Source organism: Mycobacterium sp. (genome assembly GCF_049683355.1).
In the GTDB taxonomy this organism is placed as follows: Bacteria; Actinomycetota; Actinomycetes; order Mycobacteriales; family Mycobacteriaceae; genus Mycobacterium.
The window spans coordinates 1-17,133 of the sequence record NZ_JBAUJB010000389.1 but is presented as its reverse complement, the minus strand read 5'-3'; the positions used below and the strand labels follow the sequence as shown (position 1 = coordinate 17,133).

The following is a 17,133-nucleotide window of genomic DNA, read 5'->3' as shown; positions in this document are numbered from 1 at the left end:
GGTCTGGGCGGTTGCGTCGGTGGGGCGCGGCGTCGTGGCCGTCCGCTCGGGGGCGGCCTGCAGCGCCAGCGCGGCGGACGCGGAAGCCACGAACGTGACGAGCCCGGCGGCCAGGACTGCCGCCGGTCCCGTCTGAACGAGACCGCGGGCCCGGCGCCCGGGGATGACCGCACGGACGTCACCGTCTTCACGGTCGAGGCGCAGCTCGCCGTTCTGCGCGCACGCCAGCGCAGCGCCACGTGCCAGCGCCAGCTGCGCTTCGGCGGGGGTGTACACCGGCACCGACAGCGCGTCCTCGAGCACGGGCCGCAGTCCGTCGAGATCTTCGGCGGAGCCGACCAGCACCAGCGCCTCGGGTGCCCAGTCAGCCTTGGTGAACACCGCGCTCAACCAGCCGACCAGGTCCTCTTCGGTCACGACGGTGTGATTGACCGCGGTCTGCACCGCGCCTTGTTCGGTCTGCACGACCAGGGCGATGAGTTGCTCGGGTTCGATGACGCACACGGCGGTGGTCGGATACCCGGTGACCTCGGCAATACCCCGGGCCAGCGCGTCGGTGGCCTCGGACAGCCGCACCGGGACGATGTTGTCGAAGCCGGAATTGCTCAGCGACTTCAGCAGCAGCGACGCCTCGGCGTCGGCGTCGTCGCTCCAGGTCACTCCGATGGAGCGCACCCGGTGACCCTGGTCAGCCGCGTTCGCCTCGGCGCGCAACAAGGCTGCCACCGCCTGCTCGCAGGTCCGCAGTGCGCTCGCGGACCCGCGGTCGTCGACGTCGAAACCCAGGCCGTCGATGGTCGCGCCGTCGGCGTCCTGACCCTCGACCAGCACCAGGCCGACGGCAGACGGTGTCACCGACAGGCCCAGAACCGCGTCCACCAACCACTCCTTCGTGCGCCCCGGTCCTGCGGGACCACGTGATGGGAAATACCGGGTGGACCCTACCCCCTGGACCCCGCAATTGCACACCTGTCAAATCTCCTGCGGTGCGCTCTCGCCGAGGATCTGCTGCAGCATCTGCGGCTCGATGTTCCCGCCGGACACGATGAGCACCGTGTGCCCGGGCGGCGTCGCCCCCTTGCCGTACGCGGCCAGTGCGACCGCGCCGCTGGGTTCGCTCACGAGGTGCGCTCGGTGCGCCAGTTCGCGGACAGCCGCACGGATCTCGCTCTCGGCCACCGTGATCACCCCGTCAAGGACCTGTTGCAGATGCGCGAACGTGAGGTCGGACGGTTGTGACCGCAGCCCGTCGGCGATGGTGCGGTTGCGGTCCTCGATCGGCCAGTCCACGCGGTGGCCACGGGCCAGCCCCTGGGCGGTGTCGGCGGCCAGTTCCGGTTCGACCCCGAAGATCCGCGCCTGCGGGCACAGCGCCCGGATCGCCACCCCGATGCCCGACGCCAGCCCTCCACCACTGACCGGTATCAACACGTTCTGCACGTCGGGCAGGTCAGCCGCGATTTCCAGGCCGATCGTGCCCTGCCCGGCGATGACATCGGGATGGTCGAACGGCGGAATCAGCACGCCACCGGTGTCGGCAACCACCTGCGCTGCGACCGTCTCCCGCTCCTCTGCCGCGCACAACACGACCTGCGCTCCGTACTCACGGGTGGCCTGCACCTTGATGTTCGGCGTTTCCTCGGGCATCACGATGTGGGCGGTCAGTCCGTGCGCCGCCGCCGCGTACGCCACCGCCTGGGCATGGTTGCCGCTCGAGTAGGCGACGACGGTGGGCCTGTCGCCGGTGGCGGCCGAACCGGTGAGGGCCGAGATCGCGTTGAACGCGCCGCGCACCTTGAACGCGCCGACCGGTTGCAGGTTCTCGGGCTTGACCCACAGCGGGCGCCGGCCGTCACCCCACCGCGCCGCCAGCAGCGGCGTGCGCACCACGTGGGGTCGGATCCGGTCTGCGGCGATACGGATGTCGTCGATCGTCACGAGCTTCATCGCTCAAGTCTGCGGCACCGGGTCGGCGCCGCGGGCAACGTGGTTAGGGTGATCGGGGTGACCGAGTTCTCGCTGCCGATCGTTCCCCGCTATGCCGAGGTCGACCAGCAGGGCGTGGTGTTCAACGGGCACTACCTGACCTGGTTCGACGAGGCGTGCACCGGACTGCTCGACCATCTGGGCGTCGGGTACCCGGAGCTGATGGCGACCGGCTACGATTTCCAGGTGGTGCACAGCGAGATCGACTTCCTGGCCCCGGTGCGCTGGCGCGATCGCGTGCGGGTCACCGCCGAGTGCACCAGGGTCGGCACGACGAGTTTCACGGTCGGGTTCGGGGTGTGCAGCACGCCCGCGGGGGCGGGCGAGCAGATGGCGGTCCGGGGGCACAACGTCTACGTCGTCGTGTCGACCGGGGACTGGGCGAAACGGCCGATCCCCGGTTCGTTGCGTGCTGCGTTGAGCGGTTCAGCGGCCCGCTGAGCGGTACGGTCATGCCCATGGGGCACGACCACGATCACCGCCGTGAGATCCCGCCGGGGATGGCCGAGCAACTCGACCTTGCCTATGCGGGACTGGCGTCTTTCGGGCATCGTCCATTTCTGACCGAGGTGGCACAGCTCGACGAGTGGAAACCGGATGCGGCCATCGTGGGTGCACCGTTCGATATCGGGACCACCAACCGTCCGGGAGCCCGGTTCGGCCCGCGGGCGATCCGGGCGACCGCCTACGAGCCGGGCACCTACCACATGGATCTCGGCCTGGAGATCTTCGACTGGCTCGAGGTCGTCGATTTCGGCGACGCGTACTGTCCGCACGGTCAGACCGAGGTGTCCCACAACAACATTCGGGAACGGGTACACGCCCTCGCCGAGCGCGGCATCGTTCCGGTGATCCTGGGCGGTGACCATTCCATCACGTGGCCCGCGGCCACCGCGGTCGCCGATGTGCATGGCTACGGCAACGTCGGCATCGTCCATTTCGACGCGCACGCGGACACCGCCGACGAGATCGAGGGCAACCTGGCCAGCCACGGCACCCCGATGCGCCGGCTGATCGAGTCGGGCGCCGTCCCAGGGTCACACTTCGTCCAGGTCGGCCTGCGCGGCTACTGGCCGTCGCAGGACACGTTCGAGTGGATGCTCGAGCAGAAGATGACCTGGCACACGATGCAGGAGATCTGGGAGCGGGGATTCAAGAGCGTGATGCGCGACTCGGTGGGAGAAGCCCTCGCGAAGGCCGACAAGCTGTACGTGTCGGTCGACATCGACGTGCTCGACCCGGCACACGCACCCGGCACCGGGACCCCGGAGCCCGGCGGCATCACCAGCGCGGACCTGCTGCGGATGGTGCGCCAACTCTGCTACGAGCACGACGTCGTCGGCGTCGACGTCGTCGAGGTGGCACCGGCATACGACCACGCGGAACTGACGGTCAACGCGGCGCACCGGGTGGTGTTCGAGGCCCTCGCAGGGATGGCGGCGCGGCGCCGGGACGCCGCCGAGGCCGAGCCCGGGCAGCCGGCGCGCTCCTACCGGGACATCAGCCCTTCGTGAGGGTGAACTGGCAGATGTCGGTGTAGCCCCCGCGGAACAGATCCGCGCAGCCCGTCAGGTACTTCATGTACCGGTCGTAGACCTCGCGGGACTGGAGGGCGACGGCCTCGTCCTCACGCGAGCGCAACGCATCCGCCCAGATGTCGAGGGTCTTGGCGTAGTGCTCCCGCAGCCGCTGCGCCCGGGTGAGCCGGAACCCGGCCTTGGTGGCGTGCTCCTCGACGGTGGTCGGCTTCGGCAGATCCCCGCCGGGGAAGATCTCGTCCATGATGAACTTCGAGAACCGCACGAGGCTCATCGTCAGCTTCAGGCCGCGCTCGGTGAACTCCTCGTCGGTGGGCTTGATGATGGTGTGCAGCATCATCACCCCGTCGTCGGGCAGCACCCGGTGGGCCATCTTGAAGAACTCGTCATACCGGTCGCGCCCGAAGTGCTCGAACGCACCGATGGACACGATGCGGTCGACGGGCTCGTCGAACTGCTCCCAGCCCTGCAGCAGCACCCGCTTGGACCGCGGGCTGCCCTGCGATTCGAGAGCCTTCTCGACGTGTGCCTTCTGGTTCTCGCTGAGCGTCAGGCCGACGACGTTGACGTCGTACTTCTCGATCGCGCGCAGCAAAGTCGCGCCCCATCCGCAACCGATGTCGAGGAGCGTCATCCCGGGTTCGAGTCCGAGCTTGCCGAGGGACAGATCGATCTTGGCGATCTGCGCCTCTTCCAGTGTCATGTCATCGCGCTCGAAGTACGCGCAGCTGTAGGTCTGCGTCGGGTCGAGGAACAACCTGTAGAAGTCGTCGGACAGGTCGTAATGCGACTGCACGTCTTCGAAGTGTGGCTTCAGGTTCTGAGCGCCTTCGATGATTTCTGGCAAATTACAAGCCTTTGAGATTCGGCATGATGGTCGATGGTCATGGTCGGCCCCGCCCTGCTTGAGGGCCTGTGCGTCGTCTGCGCAACTCACGCACAATACCCGAGAGCGACCTCGTTCAGTGAATCACTAGGTCGCTGCGCGCAGCAACGGCCTCTGGTGACCAAACGGGAACGTCTGCCGGGTGCGGGCCGGCGCCGGAACGGGTACACCGGAGCACGGATGGAGCACGCCGCGACGTCCGTCCGCCACCGACCACCAATCAGGGAGCACCCATGACGACACCAGACCGCGACCCGCTCGGTGCCGCCGCCGAAGCGGACGTGGCCGAACAACACGCCCCGATCGGCGACAGCGACGACGACTCGTGGAGTGATGCACAGCGCGTCTCGGAGGACCGCGACTGGCAGGCCAGCGAAGCAGATCTCATCGAACAGGCCATCCCCGTTCCCGAGGACGATCGGGAGTCGGACCGTTGACGCTGGGAGCGCGCTGATGCAGGGCGCGGTGACGGTGTCGATGGCGGCGCCGGCGGAGCGGATCTGGGAGCTGATCGCCGATGTCCGCAACACCGGCACGTTCTCGCCGGAGACGTTCGAGGCGGAATGGCTCGACGGCGCCACCGGCCCGGCGCTGGGCGCGCGCTTCCGCGGCCACGTGCGCCGCAACGAGATCGGCCCGGTCTACTGGACGACGTGCCGGGTCACCGCCTGCGACCCCGGGCGCGCGTTCGGCTTCGAGGTCCTCGTCGGTGACCGCGCGGTCACCAACTGGCACTACCAGCTGACCCCGGCCGATTCGGCCACCGAGGTCACGGAGTCCTTCCGGCTGAATCAGAACGTGCTGATGTCGTTGTACGCGGTGCTGGGCGGCCAGCTGCGGCGCCGTCGCAACCTGCGGGACATGCGCAGAACGCTGGAGCGGATCAAGACGGTAGCGGAGGGAGACCTCGGTGAGTGACGTGGGTGATGACGTGGGTGATGACGTGGCCGACGCCGTGGGCAAGGTGACCGAGGCGCTGGAGTTCGTCGAACGCGCGAGGGGCCACCTCTATTCGTTCCATCAACTGATGGGACACGCCGACCTGCTGCTCGGCGAGGCGTGTGACGCGCTGATTGAGGCAGGCGCCGACGCCGCTGCCGAGCGGCTGGAAACCGACATGATCGGGCGCAACGTGATCGAGGGCCGATGGACGTTCCAGGTGGTCGAGGAGTTCGACGACACCTACTGGTCGCGGCTGCGCGCGCACGAGCGTCAGGTGCGTGACGAGCTCACCGACGGCGTCCGTCACCTGCATGAGGCGCGGATGAAAGAGCGTCGCCGCACCCATGGCAGAAAAGGGCACGAAGCCCGGCCGTGAGGCTACGCTGGGCGCACATGGGCTTGAGAACGGGCGTCGCCCGAACCAACGGCATCGCTCCGCCTGACGTCCCGTTGTCAGGCATCGATCTGGGCACGTGGGATTTCTGGGGACTCGACGACGACATCCGGGATGGAGCGTTCGCCACGCTGCGGCGCGAAGCGCCGATCACGTTCCACGACTCGTTCGTCGTCGACGACGACGCCGAAGTCGCCGGGCACTGGGCGCTGACCCGCTACGACGACGTGTTCTACGCCAGCCGTCATCCCGAGATCTTCAGCTCGGCGCTCGGCATCACGATCGGTGACCAGACGCCTGAGCTCAACGAGTACTTCGGCTCGATGATCGCAATGGACGACCCCCGACACACCCGGTTGCGCAACATCGTGCGCAGCGCGTTCACCCCGAGGGTGCTCGCGATGATCGAAGATTCGGTGCGGCAGCGCGCCCGGCGCCTGGTCGAGGAGATGGTCACCGCCAACCCCGACGGCCACGGTGAGCTGGTCTCGGAACTCGCCGGTCCGCTTCCGCTGCAGATCATCTGCGACATGATGGCCATCCCCGAGCAGGACCACGCCCGGATCTTCCAGTGGACCAACGTGATCCTGGGCTTCGGTGATCCCGACATCGCCACCGACTTCGACGACTTCGTCGCCGTGGCCATGGCGATCGGGGCGTACGCCAAAGAACTCGCCGAGGATCGTCGGGAACGGCCCGGCGACGACCTGACGACCAGCCTGGTCGAGGCCGAACTCGACGGTGAGCAGCTCACTTCCGCCGAGGTCGCCTCGTTCTTCATCCTGCTGGTGGTGGCCGGCAACGAAACCACCCGCAACGCGATCAGCCACGGCGTGCTCGCGCTGAGCCGGTTTCCCGAGCAGCGCGACATCTGGTGGTCGGACTATGACGCGGTGGCGCCGACTGCCGTCGAAGAGGTCGTGCGGTGGGCCTCGCCGGTGGCCTACATGCGCCGCACCACCGGCCGGGAGGTGGAACTCGGCGGCGCGAGAATGGCTGCGGGAGACAAGGTCACACTCTGGTACGGCTCAGCCAACCGTGACGAGTCCAAGTTCGTCGACCCCTGGACGTTCGACGTTCGCCGCCATCCCAATCCGCATCTCGGCTTCGGGGGTGGCGGCGCCCACTTCTGCCTGGGCGCCAACCTCGCCCGCCGTGAGATCACCGTCGCGTTCGAAGAGATGCACCGCCGGGTGCCCGGCATCCGCGCCACCTCGGAACCGGACCGCTTGCATTCGGCCTTCATCCACGGGATCAAGCGGTTGCCGGTGTCCTGGGCCGACTAACGCGGCGAGGAGTCCGGCTTCATCTGCTCCGCGGTACCGCTCTCCGAATCCCGGGTCACCCGGGGATCGAGCTTGTCGGCGTGTTCGCGGCGGGCGGCGAGGTCTTCGCGGGACGAGGTGACCGAATCGCGGTGCGTGGCGGCGGTGTCCGCCAGCCGCGCAGCCTCGGCGGCCTTGGCGTCGGCTTCGGCCTTGGCTGCTCGCGCCTTGGCCTCGGTCTCCTCGAGAAGGGCCGCCCGCTTCTCCACCCGGTGGGTGTCGTGGTCGACCTCTTCGCGGATGCGGTCTGCTTCCTGCCGGCGGCGGCCGTCACGGGCCTTCTTCGCGGCGAACACCACGGCGCCGATAACGATGATCGCGACGACGACGGCGACCACGATCCAGATCGTGCTGTTGCTGTCGATGCCGGCTCCTTGTGTTCGGGGGCCGGTCAGGTCGACGGTCCCGTTGACACGCGGGATGCCCGGGTGGAGTCCGCGTTAAACCAGCGCGGGCGCCGGTCAGAGCGTTGCGGTGATCGGTCCGTTCTCCTGGCAGTACGTCTGCGGCGGATTGCCCTTGGCCGCGCACCCCCGCCCTGTCGCGGTGTAGGTCGCGCCGGGCCGGTACGGCTGGAAGTACACCTGGGCGGGCAGGATGCCCTTGCCCTGCACGCACTGGCCGGCGCTGTCACTGCCCTGCATCTGGATGCACGCCACCGTCTGGAAGGTGACTGCGCCGTCGCATGCCTTGGGGGACACGGTGGCGGTGACCATGTCGGTACCGGAGACGTTCACCACGGTGGGGGCGGTCAGCTCGTAGTTGCATGCCGAAGGGGCCGGCTGGGCGCCTGCGACCGCCGCGGTGGAGCTGAACACCAGTGTCGTGGCCGCCACGACGGCGAACGTGCGGAACATCCCTGGATCGTAGGTCACGTCGGTGCGCAGATATCAGGCAATGAGCAGCACAGCGTCACTGTGCTCCGAGGGCGCGGAGCATCCCGGCCGCCGAACGCGGCCAGCTGAACTGTTCGGCCCGCCGTCGCGCGCTGCGCCGGCGCTGCGACTCCGGACGGCTCATGATCGAGGTGACGGCACCGGCGATCGCGCCAGCGTCGTTGTCCGCGGTGGCGCCGCTGTCGGTGGTGAGGATCTCGGCCAGCGCGGACGTCCGGGACACCACCGCCGGGGTGCCGCAGGCCAGCGCCTCGAGCGCGGCCAACCCGAACGTCTCGTGTGGACCCGGTGCGAGGGCGATGTCGGCACTGGCCAGAATGCCGGCGACGGTATCGCGGCAGCCGATGAAGCCGGTGAAGGCAACGGGTAGTTGTGCCGCCTGCCGTTGCAGGCGAGCCCGCTGCGGCCCCTCCCCGACCACGACCAGCCGGGCATCCACACCCGAGTCACGCAGTGCGGCAACGGTGTCGATGCTGCGGTGGGCGTGTTTCTCGACCGACAGCCGCCCGCAGTGCACCAGCAGCAACTGGTTCTGGCCGGCCCAGCGCTCGCGGACCGCCTCCGAGCGCCGACGCGGGTGGAACTGGTCGAGGTCGACCCCCAGCGGTACCGTTACCAGGTTCGTCGCCCCGATCCGGTCGAACTCCTCACGAGCGAACTCGGTGGTGCAGACCACGGCATCGTAGGTGGCGGCGGTGCGCCGGTTGGCGGCGTCGGCGACCGTCCGCGCCAGTGGCACGGGCAGGACCTGTCCCACGAGTCGGTCCAGACGTTCGTGGGAGATCATCACCGTCGACGCGCCGCGGCGGCGTCCCCAGCCTCCCAGGGAACGCAGCGTGAGACGGTCCGAGACCTCCAGTGCGTCGGGACGCAACCGCTCGAGCAGATCGGTGACCGGGCCGGGCAACACCGCGCGGTAACCCCCGGTGAGCGGAATGAGCTTGGCAGGCAGGGAGATCCGGACCACCCCCGACGGAAGTGTCACCGCCTGGGCGCAGCGCCCCGGCACGATGAGGAAGACGGTGTGTCCGGCCGCGACGTACTCGGCACCGAGACGATCCACGGCGGTGCGCAACCCGCCGGAACGCGGGCCGTAGAAATTCGCTACCTGGACCACCCGCATGGCTAGATCAGACCTCGAGCGCGTGTGCGCTGGGCAACGCCGAGCAGGCTGGGGGTCGAACGATGGGTTGCCGGTTGGTGAGCGTCAGGCCCTGTGGGTGCGGAGCCGGTCCAAATCGTTGGCGCCGCGGGTGACTAGAGCACGGCTGAACGGGCACTTGGAGACGTGAACCGAAACCGGGAAGGAATGCCAATGACCAACCGCGGAAACGGAGACGGATCCGACAAAATGGGCGGGACGACGGCGGTCTCGCGTCAGCGGGCGGTGCTGCAGGTACTGCGGGGGTTCGCCGATGTGGCGAGGTTGGCTGTACTCGTCACCGCGATTGGGATGCTGTTCCTCGACACGGTCGAGGGCGCTTTCAGGTTCGGCTTCATTTTTATGGTTCTGCTGGCCTTTCGGCGGGCCGACCTGCCCGCCCCACTGGACGCTGCGGTGTGTGTGACACTTCCGCTGGCCACTTCCGCGTCCGTATTCGGGTGGTACCGCGAGATCGTCTGGATGGACGTGCTTTTCCACTTCGGGAACACCGGTGTCCTCGCCGCCGCAGTGTATCTGCTGCTGATCCGCACCGCCTTCATCCAGCGCCCACAACAAAACTCAATTGCGAACATCGTCCTTCAGGTCACCATGGTCGGAGTCACGATGGGCGTGTTGTGGGAGTTCTACGAGTGGTTCGTCCGGACATTCACCAGTACCCACATCGGGGTGGGATACGCCGACACCATTGCGGACCTGGCACTCGATCTGCTCGGGTCGCTGCTGGCCGGTGTTGCAGTCGCTGTGCTGCGTCGCAAAGCACTGGCTTGAAACCGATTGTGCTACAGAGAGCTCGGCGCCCGACGGCGGTACATCGGATTCGGGATCAGCCAGTGCTCCGTGACGCCGGCCCGCGCACTGCGCTTCGATCTGTGCGGAGATCGCCAGTCCCACGAAGATGGCGACGGAGCTCAGCATGGACCACAACAGCAACGCCACCACGCCGGTCAGGGGACCGTACACGTAGCCCAGCCGGTCCGAGAAGCTCAGATTCAGATAGAGAGCCATCATAGCCGTGAAGACCAACCACAACGCCACTGCCACCAACGCCCCGAGAGCTAGCCAGGACCAGCCCGGCTGGCGCCGTCGTGGGCCGAAACGCAGCATCATGGTGATCGAATACAGGAGCAGTGTCAGGGCCAGTGGTAGGGCCAACGACAACACGGTGTCATCGTCGATTCCGAACTCCGATTCGACAGCTTCCGAGAAGGTGAACGCTGCGATCAGCATCGCGTACCCGCAAAGTGCGGGAAAACCGGCGATCAACGCCATCAGCAGCGCCCTGCTGTACTTGCTTACGGTGGGTCGGTCCCGTAGGATGCCGTAGATCCGGTTGGCCCCCCGCTCGAGTTGTCCCATGCCCGTCGTCATGGCGAAGACCGCAAAGAACAAGCCGAACCACAAGGGATCGCAGAGCTGTCATCCCCGACGGAATGGGCAAAAGTGTTACGCACGATCGGGTCGGTGGGTCCGGGGGTCAAGAAGAGCATCGTCTTCCGCATCACGATCCCGAAGCGCTCGGCATACAGCGACATGCTCAGCCCGACCGCCGCGATGATCAACGGGACGATGGTCAAGGCGAGTTGCAGACCCAATGCCCGGGAATGCGAGAGGCCATCGCCATAGCGGAATCTGCGGAAAGACTCGACAACGATCGAACGCGGCTCGGTCCGGATGGTCTGCCATGCGGTTTTTGGCGCGCTACCTGCGCCTACGTGGGCTGCAACGCGAGATCAACGACGGGCTCAACGTGGCCGAGTCGTGGAATCGTGCCAACTCGATCATCTTCTACGGCAAAAACGCCGAACTCGCGTCCAACCGACGCGACGAACAAGAGATGAGCGTGCTGTGCCTGCGGATCTGCCAAGCCGCCATGGTGTTCATCAACATCTTGATGATCCAAGACGTCCTGGCCGACCCCGACTTGGGACGGCGTACTCACCGCCGAGGACGAACGTGGTCTGACCCCGCTATTTTGGCAGCACGTTCTGCCCTACGGGGAGGTCAAACTTGATATGAACAGTCGGCTGGCGCTCGGAGGTTGACGGCCAGCGGCCCCGTGACATGGGTAAGTGTCGCGCCGGGCGCTCCGTTGGAGGCACGCTGTTGCCGGCACTGCCGGGCCACCACGCCGCCGCGCCCCGATGTTTGCGGCCGGGTAGTGTCGGGGCAATGTCTGGCACTTCTGTGGAGGGGATCACTGCCGCGGTGCGCCGGGTTCTTTCGGTGCGCGGCCCGATGAACGAGGACGACTTGTTGAGCGCGCTCAAGACTGAGGGTGTCGATCTTGGGCCGCAGCCCAATATCGTGCTCGCTGAGGTTCTCGAGCGGGATCACGAGCCGTTCATGCCGCTGGCTGATGGGCGTCGGGTGTGGCTTCCGGGGTTACTTGAGGGAAGGGTTTTCACCCACCGCCTCGCCGAGGTGGAGGCCGCTCACGACATCATCACCGGATTGGATTGCGATCTGGCGCCGTTGGCGAGGCTGGCCGAGTCCGAGACCTATCAGCGGCTGTCCGACGGTTCACCGAGATCTGCCCGGTTCACGACAGCGACGTTTTGACCGAACGCAGTGTGCCCACAACAGCGTTCGACGACGACACGGAGTTGCTGGTGTTGCCGGCTGGGCGGTTCGCCGCGCTGGGTGTTGAGGCCGGTGATCTGGTCGGGTTGCAGGTCAGCGCGCACGGGTTCGATCTCGTAGCGGTCCCCGAGCCGGGGCCCTGCGATATCGGCATGACGCTGGCTGCCCTGCTCGATGCGCATCCTGACCGACCCGAGATGCTTGATGTCGCGGTGTGGATCCTGTGCGCCGACGACGACAGCCTGTTTCGCCAGGCGGCGCTACCGCTAGCCGAGTTGCTTTCAGCCAGCGGGCTGGCCCGCGAAGGCGACTGGGTCGCCGGTAGCGGGTTCGATTTCGCCGCGTGGCGGCTGGCTGGCCGGATCGAGAGCGTCAAGGAACGCTACCCACTCGATGACGACAAGGCGCTGGCCGTGCTGGCGACCGTGCGGCTCTACGCGCAAACCCGCGATGTGGTCGAGGCGGTGATGGCTGCCCACGACAGCGGCGAGGAAGACGATGAGCACGAACCGGCCGGCATCGGTTTACTGCCGCGACCGGCGTTGGACGTGGCCCCCGTAGAGGTTCAGGAACCAGACCACGACCGCAAGACTGTGGGGGCGGTGCTGGAGTTGTTGGCTGAGCCTGCCGTGGCGGTCGCTGTGTTGGCTGAGATCGATTTCGGTCATGACCGCCACTCAGACAGTGCGTTGGGCGTGTTCGCTGAGTCAGCTGAGCCGCTGGCGCCGCGGCGATCAGTCCTTGGGATAGGCGGTGGTCGAGGGCGGCGTCGATGGCTTGGCGGTGTCGCTTGATGCGGGCGGCCAGCTCGACGAATGCCGGAATGCGGCAGCGCCGTGCCCAGGAGATCCACCGGTCCAGGGCTTCCTTGCCTTCTTCGCCCTTGACCGAAAACACATGCCGCAGGCCCTCTTTGAGCAGGTAGGCGCGATACAGCCGGGTGTCGGTCTTGGCGACCCAGGCCCGTGCGCCAGGCGACTCGCATCAACTCGCACACCGCGGTTTTCGAGCACGCCACCGCCAGCCAGGCCACCGTGTCATCGAAGGCCAAGGTGTGCCCGGCGTGGTGACGCGCCCAGGGCACCGCCACCACCGTGGGCCCGTGGGTGGGACAGTTCACCCGCGGCGCGGCGGCCTCCAACACCACCTGCACCGTGCCCCAGTCCAGGCCGCGCCACCGGCGCCGTCCCTCACCGCGGTCATACCAGGGCGCCCTGCGGCCGCAGCGGCCACAACGCCGCGAGACCCCGCTGCGTGGCCGCACCCGCGCCACCACCAGCGTGTCACCGTCGGCGTCGTCCTCCTCGAACTCCTCGAACTCGATGTCTTCGATCACGGTGCGCTGGTCGACACCCAGCAGCGCACGAAATAGCCTCACATTGCGCACGTCGTTGCCCGCTCCTTTGGTTACTGTCCTTTGACAAGCCAGAAACCTTAAGCGACAACGACGTGCGCCCTCTCAGATCAACAAACCCACCCACGGAAGTGTCAGAAGAGCCCCAATTCTTCACCCACCATGGTGGTGGTTTCGGGGACTCGAGGGACAGAACTCATCCGGCTACGGCACTTTCACCAGGAGTGCCGCGGGGTCGGTGCTGATGAGCAGGGTATGCGACGGCACCATCACCTCACCGTCATATTGACGCAAATGCGGACGCCGGGAACGTAACTCGATCTCGCGGCCGCGGAATCGCTGCAGGCGACCATCCGTCTTCGACCCGCGCCTAGTGATGCGCCACGCTGTGGTCAGCCAGTCGGCGAGCACCCGCGGTGCGATCACCACAACGTCGAGCACTCCGTCGGAGGGGTCGGCGCCGGGTAGCAGCGGCAACCCGCCTTGGAGCTGTCCGACATTGCCGACGATGACAGTGCGCGCCCGGCCGTGCCGAATAGTCTCCTGCTGGTCGATCCGAATGGAGATCGCCATCGCCCTGTTCCGAAGGCTTTTCACGCCGGCAACGACGTAGGCAAACCACCCCAGGCGCTCCTTCAGCGCGTCTGACGCCTCATGCATGATGGCGGCGTCGAGGCCGATTCCGGCCATCACGACAAAGGTGTTGCCGTCCACGCGTCCGACGTCGATCAACCGCGTGCGTTCGCCGAGAGCCACATCGAGCGCCTCGTCCAAATGCAAGGGGATGTCGAGGTTGCGGGAAAGCAGGTTCCCTGATCCCGTCGACAAGACACCCATGGGCACGTCGGAATGCAGCAGTCCGGCGGCGGCGGAGGCAAGAGTTCCATCGCCGCCGCAGCAGAGGACCAGTTCGGCGCCTTCGGCGACCGCAGACCTGGCGGCGGTCTCGCCGGGGTCGTCAGGTGTGGTGTGGCGCACACTGACTCTGTCCCACCCCGCGTCATTGCAGCGGCGCTCGATCATGGCGGTGACGGCGGACGGTTCGTCGACCGTCGCCGGGTTGATGATCAGGGCAACAGTGCTCATGGCTCTCCGTATACAGCTACAGCGAATTCGCTTCCGGCCAGCCGTAATCGAATCCCGGGAGAGGCGACGGGAATCCCAGGACCCTCCACCGCCGTACCCGGGGGGCGTCGGGATAAACCCATGTGTCCATCGGACCTCCGTGGACGGGACTTCCGACCCGGCGGGAGGAGATCACGGGCCTATAACGATCGAGGTTTTCCGAGATTACGTCCCTCGACCCTCGGTAATCGCTTCCTGAAGTCACACGCAGATGTGCACTTGCCCGAAACCGAACCGCACCGAGGGGACTCATGAAACAGCTGACGAAACACAATCGCGCATCGATGCTGATTGCGACCGGCGGCACTGCCCTGCTTGCGTTGACCGGCGCGGTTGCGTGTAGCGACAGCGAAGGCCCCGACGAAGGCGCAGACGTCGAGGACATCACCGACGACTACTTCGACAACGACGAGTACGTAGGCCAGACCGTCACGGTGAGCGCCGAAGTCACCGACGTGATCGGACCGCAGTCGTTCGAACTCGCCGGCAACGACTGGGGTGACGAGTCGCTACTGGTCACTTCCGCCGACAACGCCGATGTCCAGCAGGGAAATGTCGTCGAGGTGACCGGTGAAGTCGCCGAGGCGTTCGTGTACGACACCTATGCCGCCGACTATGCCCTGGGCGATCCCGGCTTGTACATCACCTACAACGAGGAGAAATTCCTCATCGCCGACAGCATCAACAAGGACGTCCCGCAGGAGTAGACCTGTCCCGCAGGTTCCGGAGCCTCTCATGTCCACTCAGCAGAAATCCGACAGAAACGGTGCACGACAGGACGGTGCTCGACAGAACGCCGTCCCCGTCGAACGCCGGCATTCGCACCTGCACTTCGCCGACGCCGACTGGGCGGGCCTCGTCGCGATAGGTGTGGCCCTGTTGTTCGCGGCGCTGAGCGCGCTGGTCGTCGCCGGATGGTCACCTTTGATGACGGCAGACCAGGAGATCGTCGAAGCTCTGACCGGGGCGGCGTCGGCCTCGCCGCTGGTCGTCAGCGGACTCAACATGGTGACTAACCTGGGGGGCTCCGGTTTCGCCTGGACGGGGCTGACGCTCGCCATCATCTGGCTGGCCATCCGGCGGGAACGAGCACTGGCGATATATGTGGCACTGACCGGGCTCGGCTCGGCTGCGCTCGTCAGCGGGGTGAAGGTCCTCGCTGATCGGCCTCGTCCGGTGCTCGACGAACCGGTCGCCGCGGCACCAGGGCTGAGCTTTCCCAGCGGCCACTCCCTGGGTTCGACGGTGACCTACGGCGTACTGCTGCTGGTCTTCCTACCGGCTGCGCCCGTGCGACTGCGCCGGCCGATGGTGGCCGCGACGGTGGGGCTGGTGGCGATCATCGGGATCACCCGTATCGCCCTCGGCGTCCATTTCCCCTCTGACGTGCTCGGCGGCTGGTTGCTGGGCACGGTGTGGGTGTTGGTCACCGCCATCGCGTTCCGGCGTTGGCATCGCGAAGCAGGTTTGGGCAGCCCGCCTCTCATCGCGGGCCTCGAACCAGAGGAACGGCGCGACCTGCTACCTGCTCCCGGCCATGACCGACCGCTGCCCCATGGGCGGCACACCATTGCGGCTCTCGTCTCGGCCGCGGTGCTCATCTGGGGTGCGGTCGTCGGGATCGGACTGCTCGTCACCGAAGGCCTGCCCGCCGTTCGGTCGTGGGACACCGAGACCGCCGAGTGGTTTGCCGGTATCCGGACGCCGGCGCTCACCGATGTGTTCATGATGTTCAGCCGGCTCGGCGACACCTCATCGATCCTCGTGGTGCTCTTGGCCGCCATCGCGCTTTCCTTCGCGATCACCCGGCGATGGCGGCCCGCGATCTTCCTGATCGCGGCGGCGGCGGGGGAAGTGCTGCTGTTCCTGGCCAGTTCACAGGTGGTGGGGCGCACCCGGCCTCAGGTCGAGCATCTGACTCCGGGCCTCCCGCCGACGTCATCGTTTCCGTCGGGCCACGTCGCGGCGACGACAGCGCTCTACGCCGCCCTTGCCGTGTTGTTACTTCTGTGGTGGCGGTCGTCGCTGCGCTACCTTGCCTTAATGGCGGCGTTCGCCGTTGCGGTGGCGATGGCGGCGGCTCGGATGTACATCGGCGTGCACTACGCCACAGACGCAATCATCAGCATCGTCTACGCGAGTGTGTGGGTGGCGGTGTGCGCGTGGGTGATCCGCCCGGGCCCGGATCGTGACAGTCTCCGCCTCGACGCGGAACCGAGTCCGTCCTGAGGGTCAGCCGACGTGGGTGCTCAGCCAGTCCAGCGTCCTGCGCCACGCGTCGGCGGCCGCGGCGGCGTCGTACCTGTCCCCGGTGTCGTTGAAGAAGGCGTGGTTGGCACCCGGCTCGGTGACGAGTTCGTGGACCAGACCCGCTTCCTGCAGCGCTGCCGCGGCGGTGGGCTCGGTGGCGTTGACCCGCTGATCGAGTTCGCCGTAGAAGCCCAGCACCGCGACGTCCTGGGAACCGGAGAAGTCGGGATTCTCGGGGGTGGGGCCGTAGAACGGGAAGGCGGCAGCCAGCTCCGGCGCCCCGCTGTCGAGCAGCCGCCACACCAGGCCACCGCCCATGCAGAACCCCACCGCCGCCAACTGAACCCCCGGGGTGCGGCGGGCCACTTCCCCGACGCCCGACTTCAGGTCGGCGATCATGTCCTCCGGGGCGAGATTGCCCAGCGCGGCGGTGGCCTCGGCGGGATCGGTGAAGGTCGCGGTGCCACCCTGGGCGGAGAGCAGGTCGATCGCCAGACTCGAATAACCGGCACCCGCCAGCCGCCCCGCCACCGACCGGACCCAGTCGTTGAGGCCCTTGTTCTCGTGGATCACCAGGATCCCGCCGCGGGGCTGAGGCGCCGCCGCCCAGGCGCCCTGCAGCTCCCCGCGCGGTCCGGCCCAGGTGATCGGCTCGGTGGGTAGCGCGGCGTCCATGCCGGGCGGCGTAGCGG

21 protein-coding genes and 2 pseudogenes are annotated in these 17,133 nt (G+C 67.2%); 13 read left to right on the top strand and 10 right to left on the bottom strand.

Features of this window, described 5'->3' with window-relative positions:
- The coding region (locus WA944_RS22450; protein ID WP_526647351.1) for a DUF7159 family protein at nucleotides 1–879 on the bottom strand (879 nt) is incomplete at its 3' end.
- A gap of 93 nt (nucleotides 880–972) precedes the next feature.
- Entirely contained in the window at nucleotides 973–1,947 is a 975-nt protein-coding gene (locus WA944_RS22445; protein ID WP_526374043.1) for a threonine ammonia-lyase, read from the bottom strand.
- A gap of 57 nt (nucleotides 1,948–2,004) precedes the next feature.
- On the opposite strand from WA944_RS22445, the gene WA944_RS22440 reads away from it, so the two are divergent.
- Nucleotides 2,005–2,427: an acyl-CoA thioesterase gene (locus tag WA944_RS22440; protein ID WP_526374042.1), complete on the top strand. Its 423-nt coding sequence runs from the start codon at nucleotides 2,005–2,007 to the stop codon at nucleotides 2,425–2,427.
- 17 nt (nucleotides 2,428–2,444) lie between these two features.
- Nucleotides 2,445–3,500, top strand: coding sequence for an agmatinase (speB, locus tag WA944_RS22435; RefSeq protein ID WP_526611217.1), 1,056 nt, complete (start codon nucleotides 2,445–2,447; stop codon nucleotides 3,498–3,500).
- Here the strand turns inward: speB and WA944_RS22430 are convergent.
- Nucleotides 3,487–4,371, bottom strand: coding sequence for a cyclopropane mycolic acid synthase family methyltransferase (locus tag WA944_RS22430; protein WP_526611219.1), 885 nt, complete (start codon nucleotides 4,369–4,371; stop codon nucleotides 3,487–3,489). The two genes, speB and WA944_RS22430, sit on opposite strands and share 14 nt — an antisense overlap.
- A gap of 272 nt (nucleotides 4,372–4,643) precedes the next feature.
- Here WA944_RS22430 and WA944_RS22425 point away from each other — a divergent pair, with 272 nt between their 5' ends.
- From WA944_RS22425 to WA944_RS22410, 4 genes are read left to right on the top strand one after another with little or no spacing between them, the layout of a single operon-like run.
- Nucleotides 4,644–4,847 carry an Rv3202a family protein gene (locus tag WA944_RS22425; RefSeq protein WP_526375067.1) on the top strand — a complete coding sequence of 68 codons (204 nt, stop codon included), beginning with the start codon at nucleotides 4,644–4,646 and terminating at the stop codon, nucleotides 4,845–4,847.
- Between the two features lie 16 nt (nucleotides 4,848–4,863).
- Nucleotides 4,864–5,328, top strand: coding sequence for an SRPBCC family protein (locus WA944_RS22420; protein WP_526375065.1), 465 nt, complete (start codon nucleotides 4,864–4,866; stop codon nucleotides 5,326–5,328).
- Nucleotides 5,321–5,728, top strand: a complete 408-nt coding sequence (locus WA944_RS22415) for a hypothetical protein (protein WP_526375063.1) — start codon at nucleotides 5,321–5,323, stop codon at nucleotides 5,726–5,728. Before WA944_RS22420 ends, WA944_RS22415 begins: the two co-directional genes overlap by 8 nt.
- Nucleotides 5,729–5,745: 17 nt before the next feature.
- Nucleotides 5,746–7,032 (top strand): cytochrome P450, encoded by a 1,287-nt coding sequence (locus WA944_RS22410; RefSeq protein WP_526375061.1) that lies wholly within the window; start codon nucleotides 5,746–5,748, stop codon nucleotides 7,030–7,032.
- Here the strand turns inward: WA944_RS22410 and WA944_RS22405 are convergent.
- The 3 genes from WA944_RS22405 to WA944_RS22395 form a co-directional block, all read right to left on the bottom strand.
- Entirely contained in the window at nucleotides 7,029–7,409 is a 381-nt protein-coding gene (locus WA944_RS22405; RefSeq protein ID WP_526375059.1) for a hypothetical protein, read from the bottom strand. The two genes, WA944_RS22410 and WA944_RS22405, sit on opposite strands and share 4 nt — an antisense overlap.
- 123 nt (nucleotides 7,410–7,532) lie before the next feature.
- Nucleotides 7,533–7,928: a hypothetical protein gene (locus WA944_RS22400; RefSeq protein WP_526375057.1), complete on the bottom strand. Its 396-nt coding sequence runs from the start codon at nucleotides 7,926–7,928 to the stop codon at nucleotides 7,533–7,535.
- A 55-nt stretch (nucleotides 7,929–7,983) separates the two neighbouring features.
- Nucleotides 7,984–9,090, bottom strand: a complete 1,107-nt coding sequence (locus WA944_RS22395; RefSeq protein WP_526375055.1) for a glycosyltransferase — start codon at nucleotides 9,088–9,090, stop codon at nucleotides 7,984–7,986.
- Nucleotides 9,091–9,282: 192 nt separating this feature from the next.
- On the opposite strand from WA944_RS22395, the gene WA944_RS22390 reads away from it, so the two are divergent.
- The gene (locus WA944_RS22390) at nucleotides 9,283–9,900 is read left to right on the top strand and encodes a DUF2238 domain-containing protein (RefSeq protein ID WP_526609645.1); all 618 of its coding nucleotides are present in this window, start codon (nucleotides 9,283–9,285) and stop codon (nucleotides 9,898–9,900) included.
- A gap of 87 nt (nucleotides 9,901–9,987) precedes the next feature.
- Here WA944_RS22390 and WA944_RS22385 read toward each other — a convergent pair.
- Nucleotides 9,988–10,521 (bottom strand): annotated as a pseudogene (locus WA944_RS22385) (YhjD/YihY/BrkB family envelope integrity protein); the annotation flags it as partial.
- Nucleotides 10,522–10,593: 72 nt separating this feature from the next.
- Here WA944_RS22385 and WA944_RS22380 point away from each other — a divergent pair.
- The 4 genes from WA944_RS22380 (at nucleotide 10,594) to WA944_RS22365 (ending at nucleotide 12,506) form a co-directional block, all read left to right on the top strand.
- Nucleotides 10,594–10,755 (top strand): hypothetical protein, encoded by a 162-nt coding sequence (locus tag WA944_RS22380; protein WP_526375051.1) that lies wholly within the window; start codon nucleotides 10,594–10,596, stop codon nucleotides 10,753–10,755.
- A 67-nt stretch (nucleotides 10,756–10,822) separates the two neighbouring features.
- Nucleotides 10,823–11,143, top strand: coding sequence for a Tn3 family transposase (locus WA944_RS22375; protein ID WP_526647350.1), 321 nt, complete (start codon nucleotides 10,823–10,825; stop codon nucleotides 11,141–11,143).
- Between the two features lie 158 nt (nucleotides 11,144–11,301).
- Nucleotides 11,302–11,691 (top strand): hypothetical protein, encoded by a 390-nt coding sequence (locus tag WA944_RS22370; RefSeq protein ID WP_526375049.1) that lies wholly within the window; start codon nucleotides 11,302–11,304, stop codon nucleotides 11,689–11,691.
- A 107-nt stretch (nucleotides 11,692–11,798) separates the two neighbouring features.
- Entirely contained in the window at nucleotides 11,799–12,506 is a 708-nt protein-coding gene (locus WA944_RS22365) for a hypothetical protein (protein WP_526375069.1), read from the top strand.
- Here WA944_RS22365 and WA944_RS22360 read toward each other — a convergent pair.
- Together WA944_RS22360 and WA944_RS22355 are read right to left on the bottom strand one after the other, a co-directional pair.
- Nucleotides 12,445–13,099, bottom strand: a pseudogene (locus WA944_RS22360) (transposase); the annotation flags it as partial. The gene WA944_RS22365 and the pseudogene WA944_RS22360 overlap by 62 nt on opposite strands.
- 171 nt (nucleotides 13,100–13,270) lie before the next feature.
- Complete coding sequence (locus tag WA944_RS22355; RefSeq protein WP_526375047.1) at nucleotides 13,271–14,152, bottom strand: diacylglycerol/lipid kinase family protein; 882 nt, start codon at nucleotides 14,150–14,152, stop codon at nucleotides 13,271–13,273.
- A 323-nt stretch (nucleotides 14,153–14,475) separates the two neighbouring features.
- Here WA944_RS22355 and WA944_RS22350 point away from each other — a divergent pair, with 323 nt between their 5' ends.
- On the top strand, nucleotides 14,476–14,898 hold the full coding sequence (locus tag WA944_RS22350; protein ID WP_526609641.1) for a hypothetical protein: 423 nt from the start codon (nucleotides 14,476–14,478) through the stop codon (nucleotides 14,896–14,898).
- Between the two features lie 28 nt (nucleotides 14,899–14,926).
- Nucleotides 14,927–16,420: a phosphatase PAP2 family protein gene (locus tag WA944_RS22345; RefSeq protein ID WP_526375043.1), complete on the top strand. Its 1,494-nt coding sequence runs from the start codon at nucleotides 14,927–14,929 to the stop codon at nucleotides 16,418–16,420.
- Nucleotides 16,421–16,423: 3 nt separating this feature from the next.
- Here the strand turns inward: WA944_RS22345 and WA944_RS22340 are convergent.
- The coding region (locus WA944_RS22340) for a dienelactone hydrolase family protein (protein WP_526647349.1) at nucleotides 16,424–17,133 on the bottom strand (710 nt) is incomplete at its 5' end.

Bases quoted from the DNA above. Each gene is read 5' to 3' on its own strand.
- WA944_RS22445 (WP_526374043.1), bottom strand. From the start codon at position 1,947: ATGAAGCTCGTGACGATCGACGACATCCGTATCGCCGCAGACCGGATC.
- speB (WP_526611217.1), top strand. From the start codon at position 2,445: ATGGGGCACGACCACGATCACCGCCGTGAGATCCCGCCGGGGATGGCC.
- WA944_RS22425 (WP_526375067.1), top strand. From the start codon at position 4,644: ATGACGACACCAGACCGCGACCCGCTCGGTGCCGCCGCCGAAGCGGAC.
- WA944_RS22420 (WP_526375065.1), top strand. From the start codon at position 4,864: ATGCAGGGCGCGGTGACGGTGTCGATGGCGGCGCCGGCGGAGCGGATC.
- WA944_RS22410 (WP_526375061.1), top strand. From the start codon at position 5,746: ATGGGCTTGAGAACGGGCGTCGCCCGAACCAACGGCATCGCTCCGCCT.
- WA944_RS22400 (WP_526375057.1), bottom strand. From the start codon at position 7,928: ATGTTCCGCACGTTCGCCGTCGTGGCGGCCACGACACTGGTGTTCAGC.
- WA944_RS22395 (WP_526375055.1), bottom strand. From the start codon at position 9,090: ATGCGGGTGGTCCAGGTAGCGAATTTCTACGGCCCGCGTTCCGGCGGG.
- WA944_RS22390 (WP_526609645.1), top strand. From the start codon at position 9,283: ATGACCAACCGCGGAAACGGAGACGGATCCGACAAAATGGGCGGGACG.
- WA944_RS22370 (WP_526375049.1), top strand. From the start codon at position 11,302: ATGTCTGGCACTTCTGTGGAGGGGATCACTGCCGCGGTGCGCCGGGTT.
- WA944_RS22355 (WP_526375047.1), bottom strand. From the start codon at position 14,152: ATGAGCACTGTTGCCCTGATCATCAACCCGGCGACGGTCGACGAACCG.
- WA944_RS22350 (WP_526609641.1), top strand. From the start codon at position 14,476: ATGCTGATTGCGACCGGCGGCACTGCCCTGCTTGCGTTGACCGGCGCG.
- WA944_RS22345 (WP_526375043.1), top strand. From the start codon at position 14,927: ATGTCCACTCAGCAGAAATCCGACAGAAACGGTGCACGACAGGACGGT.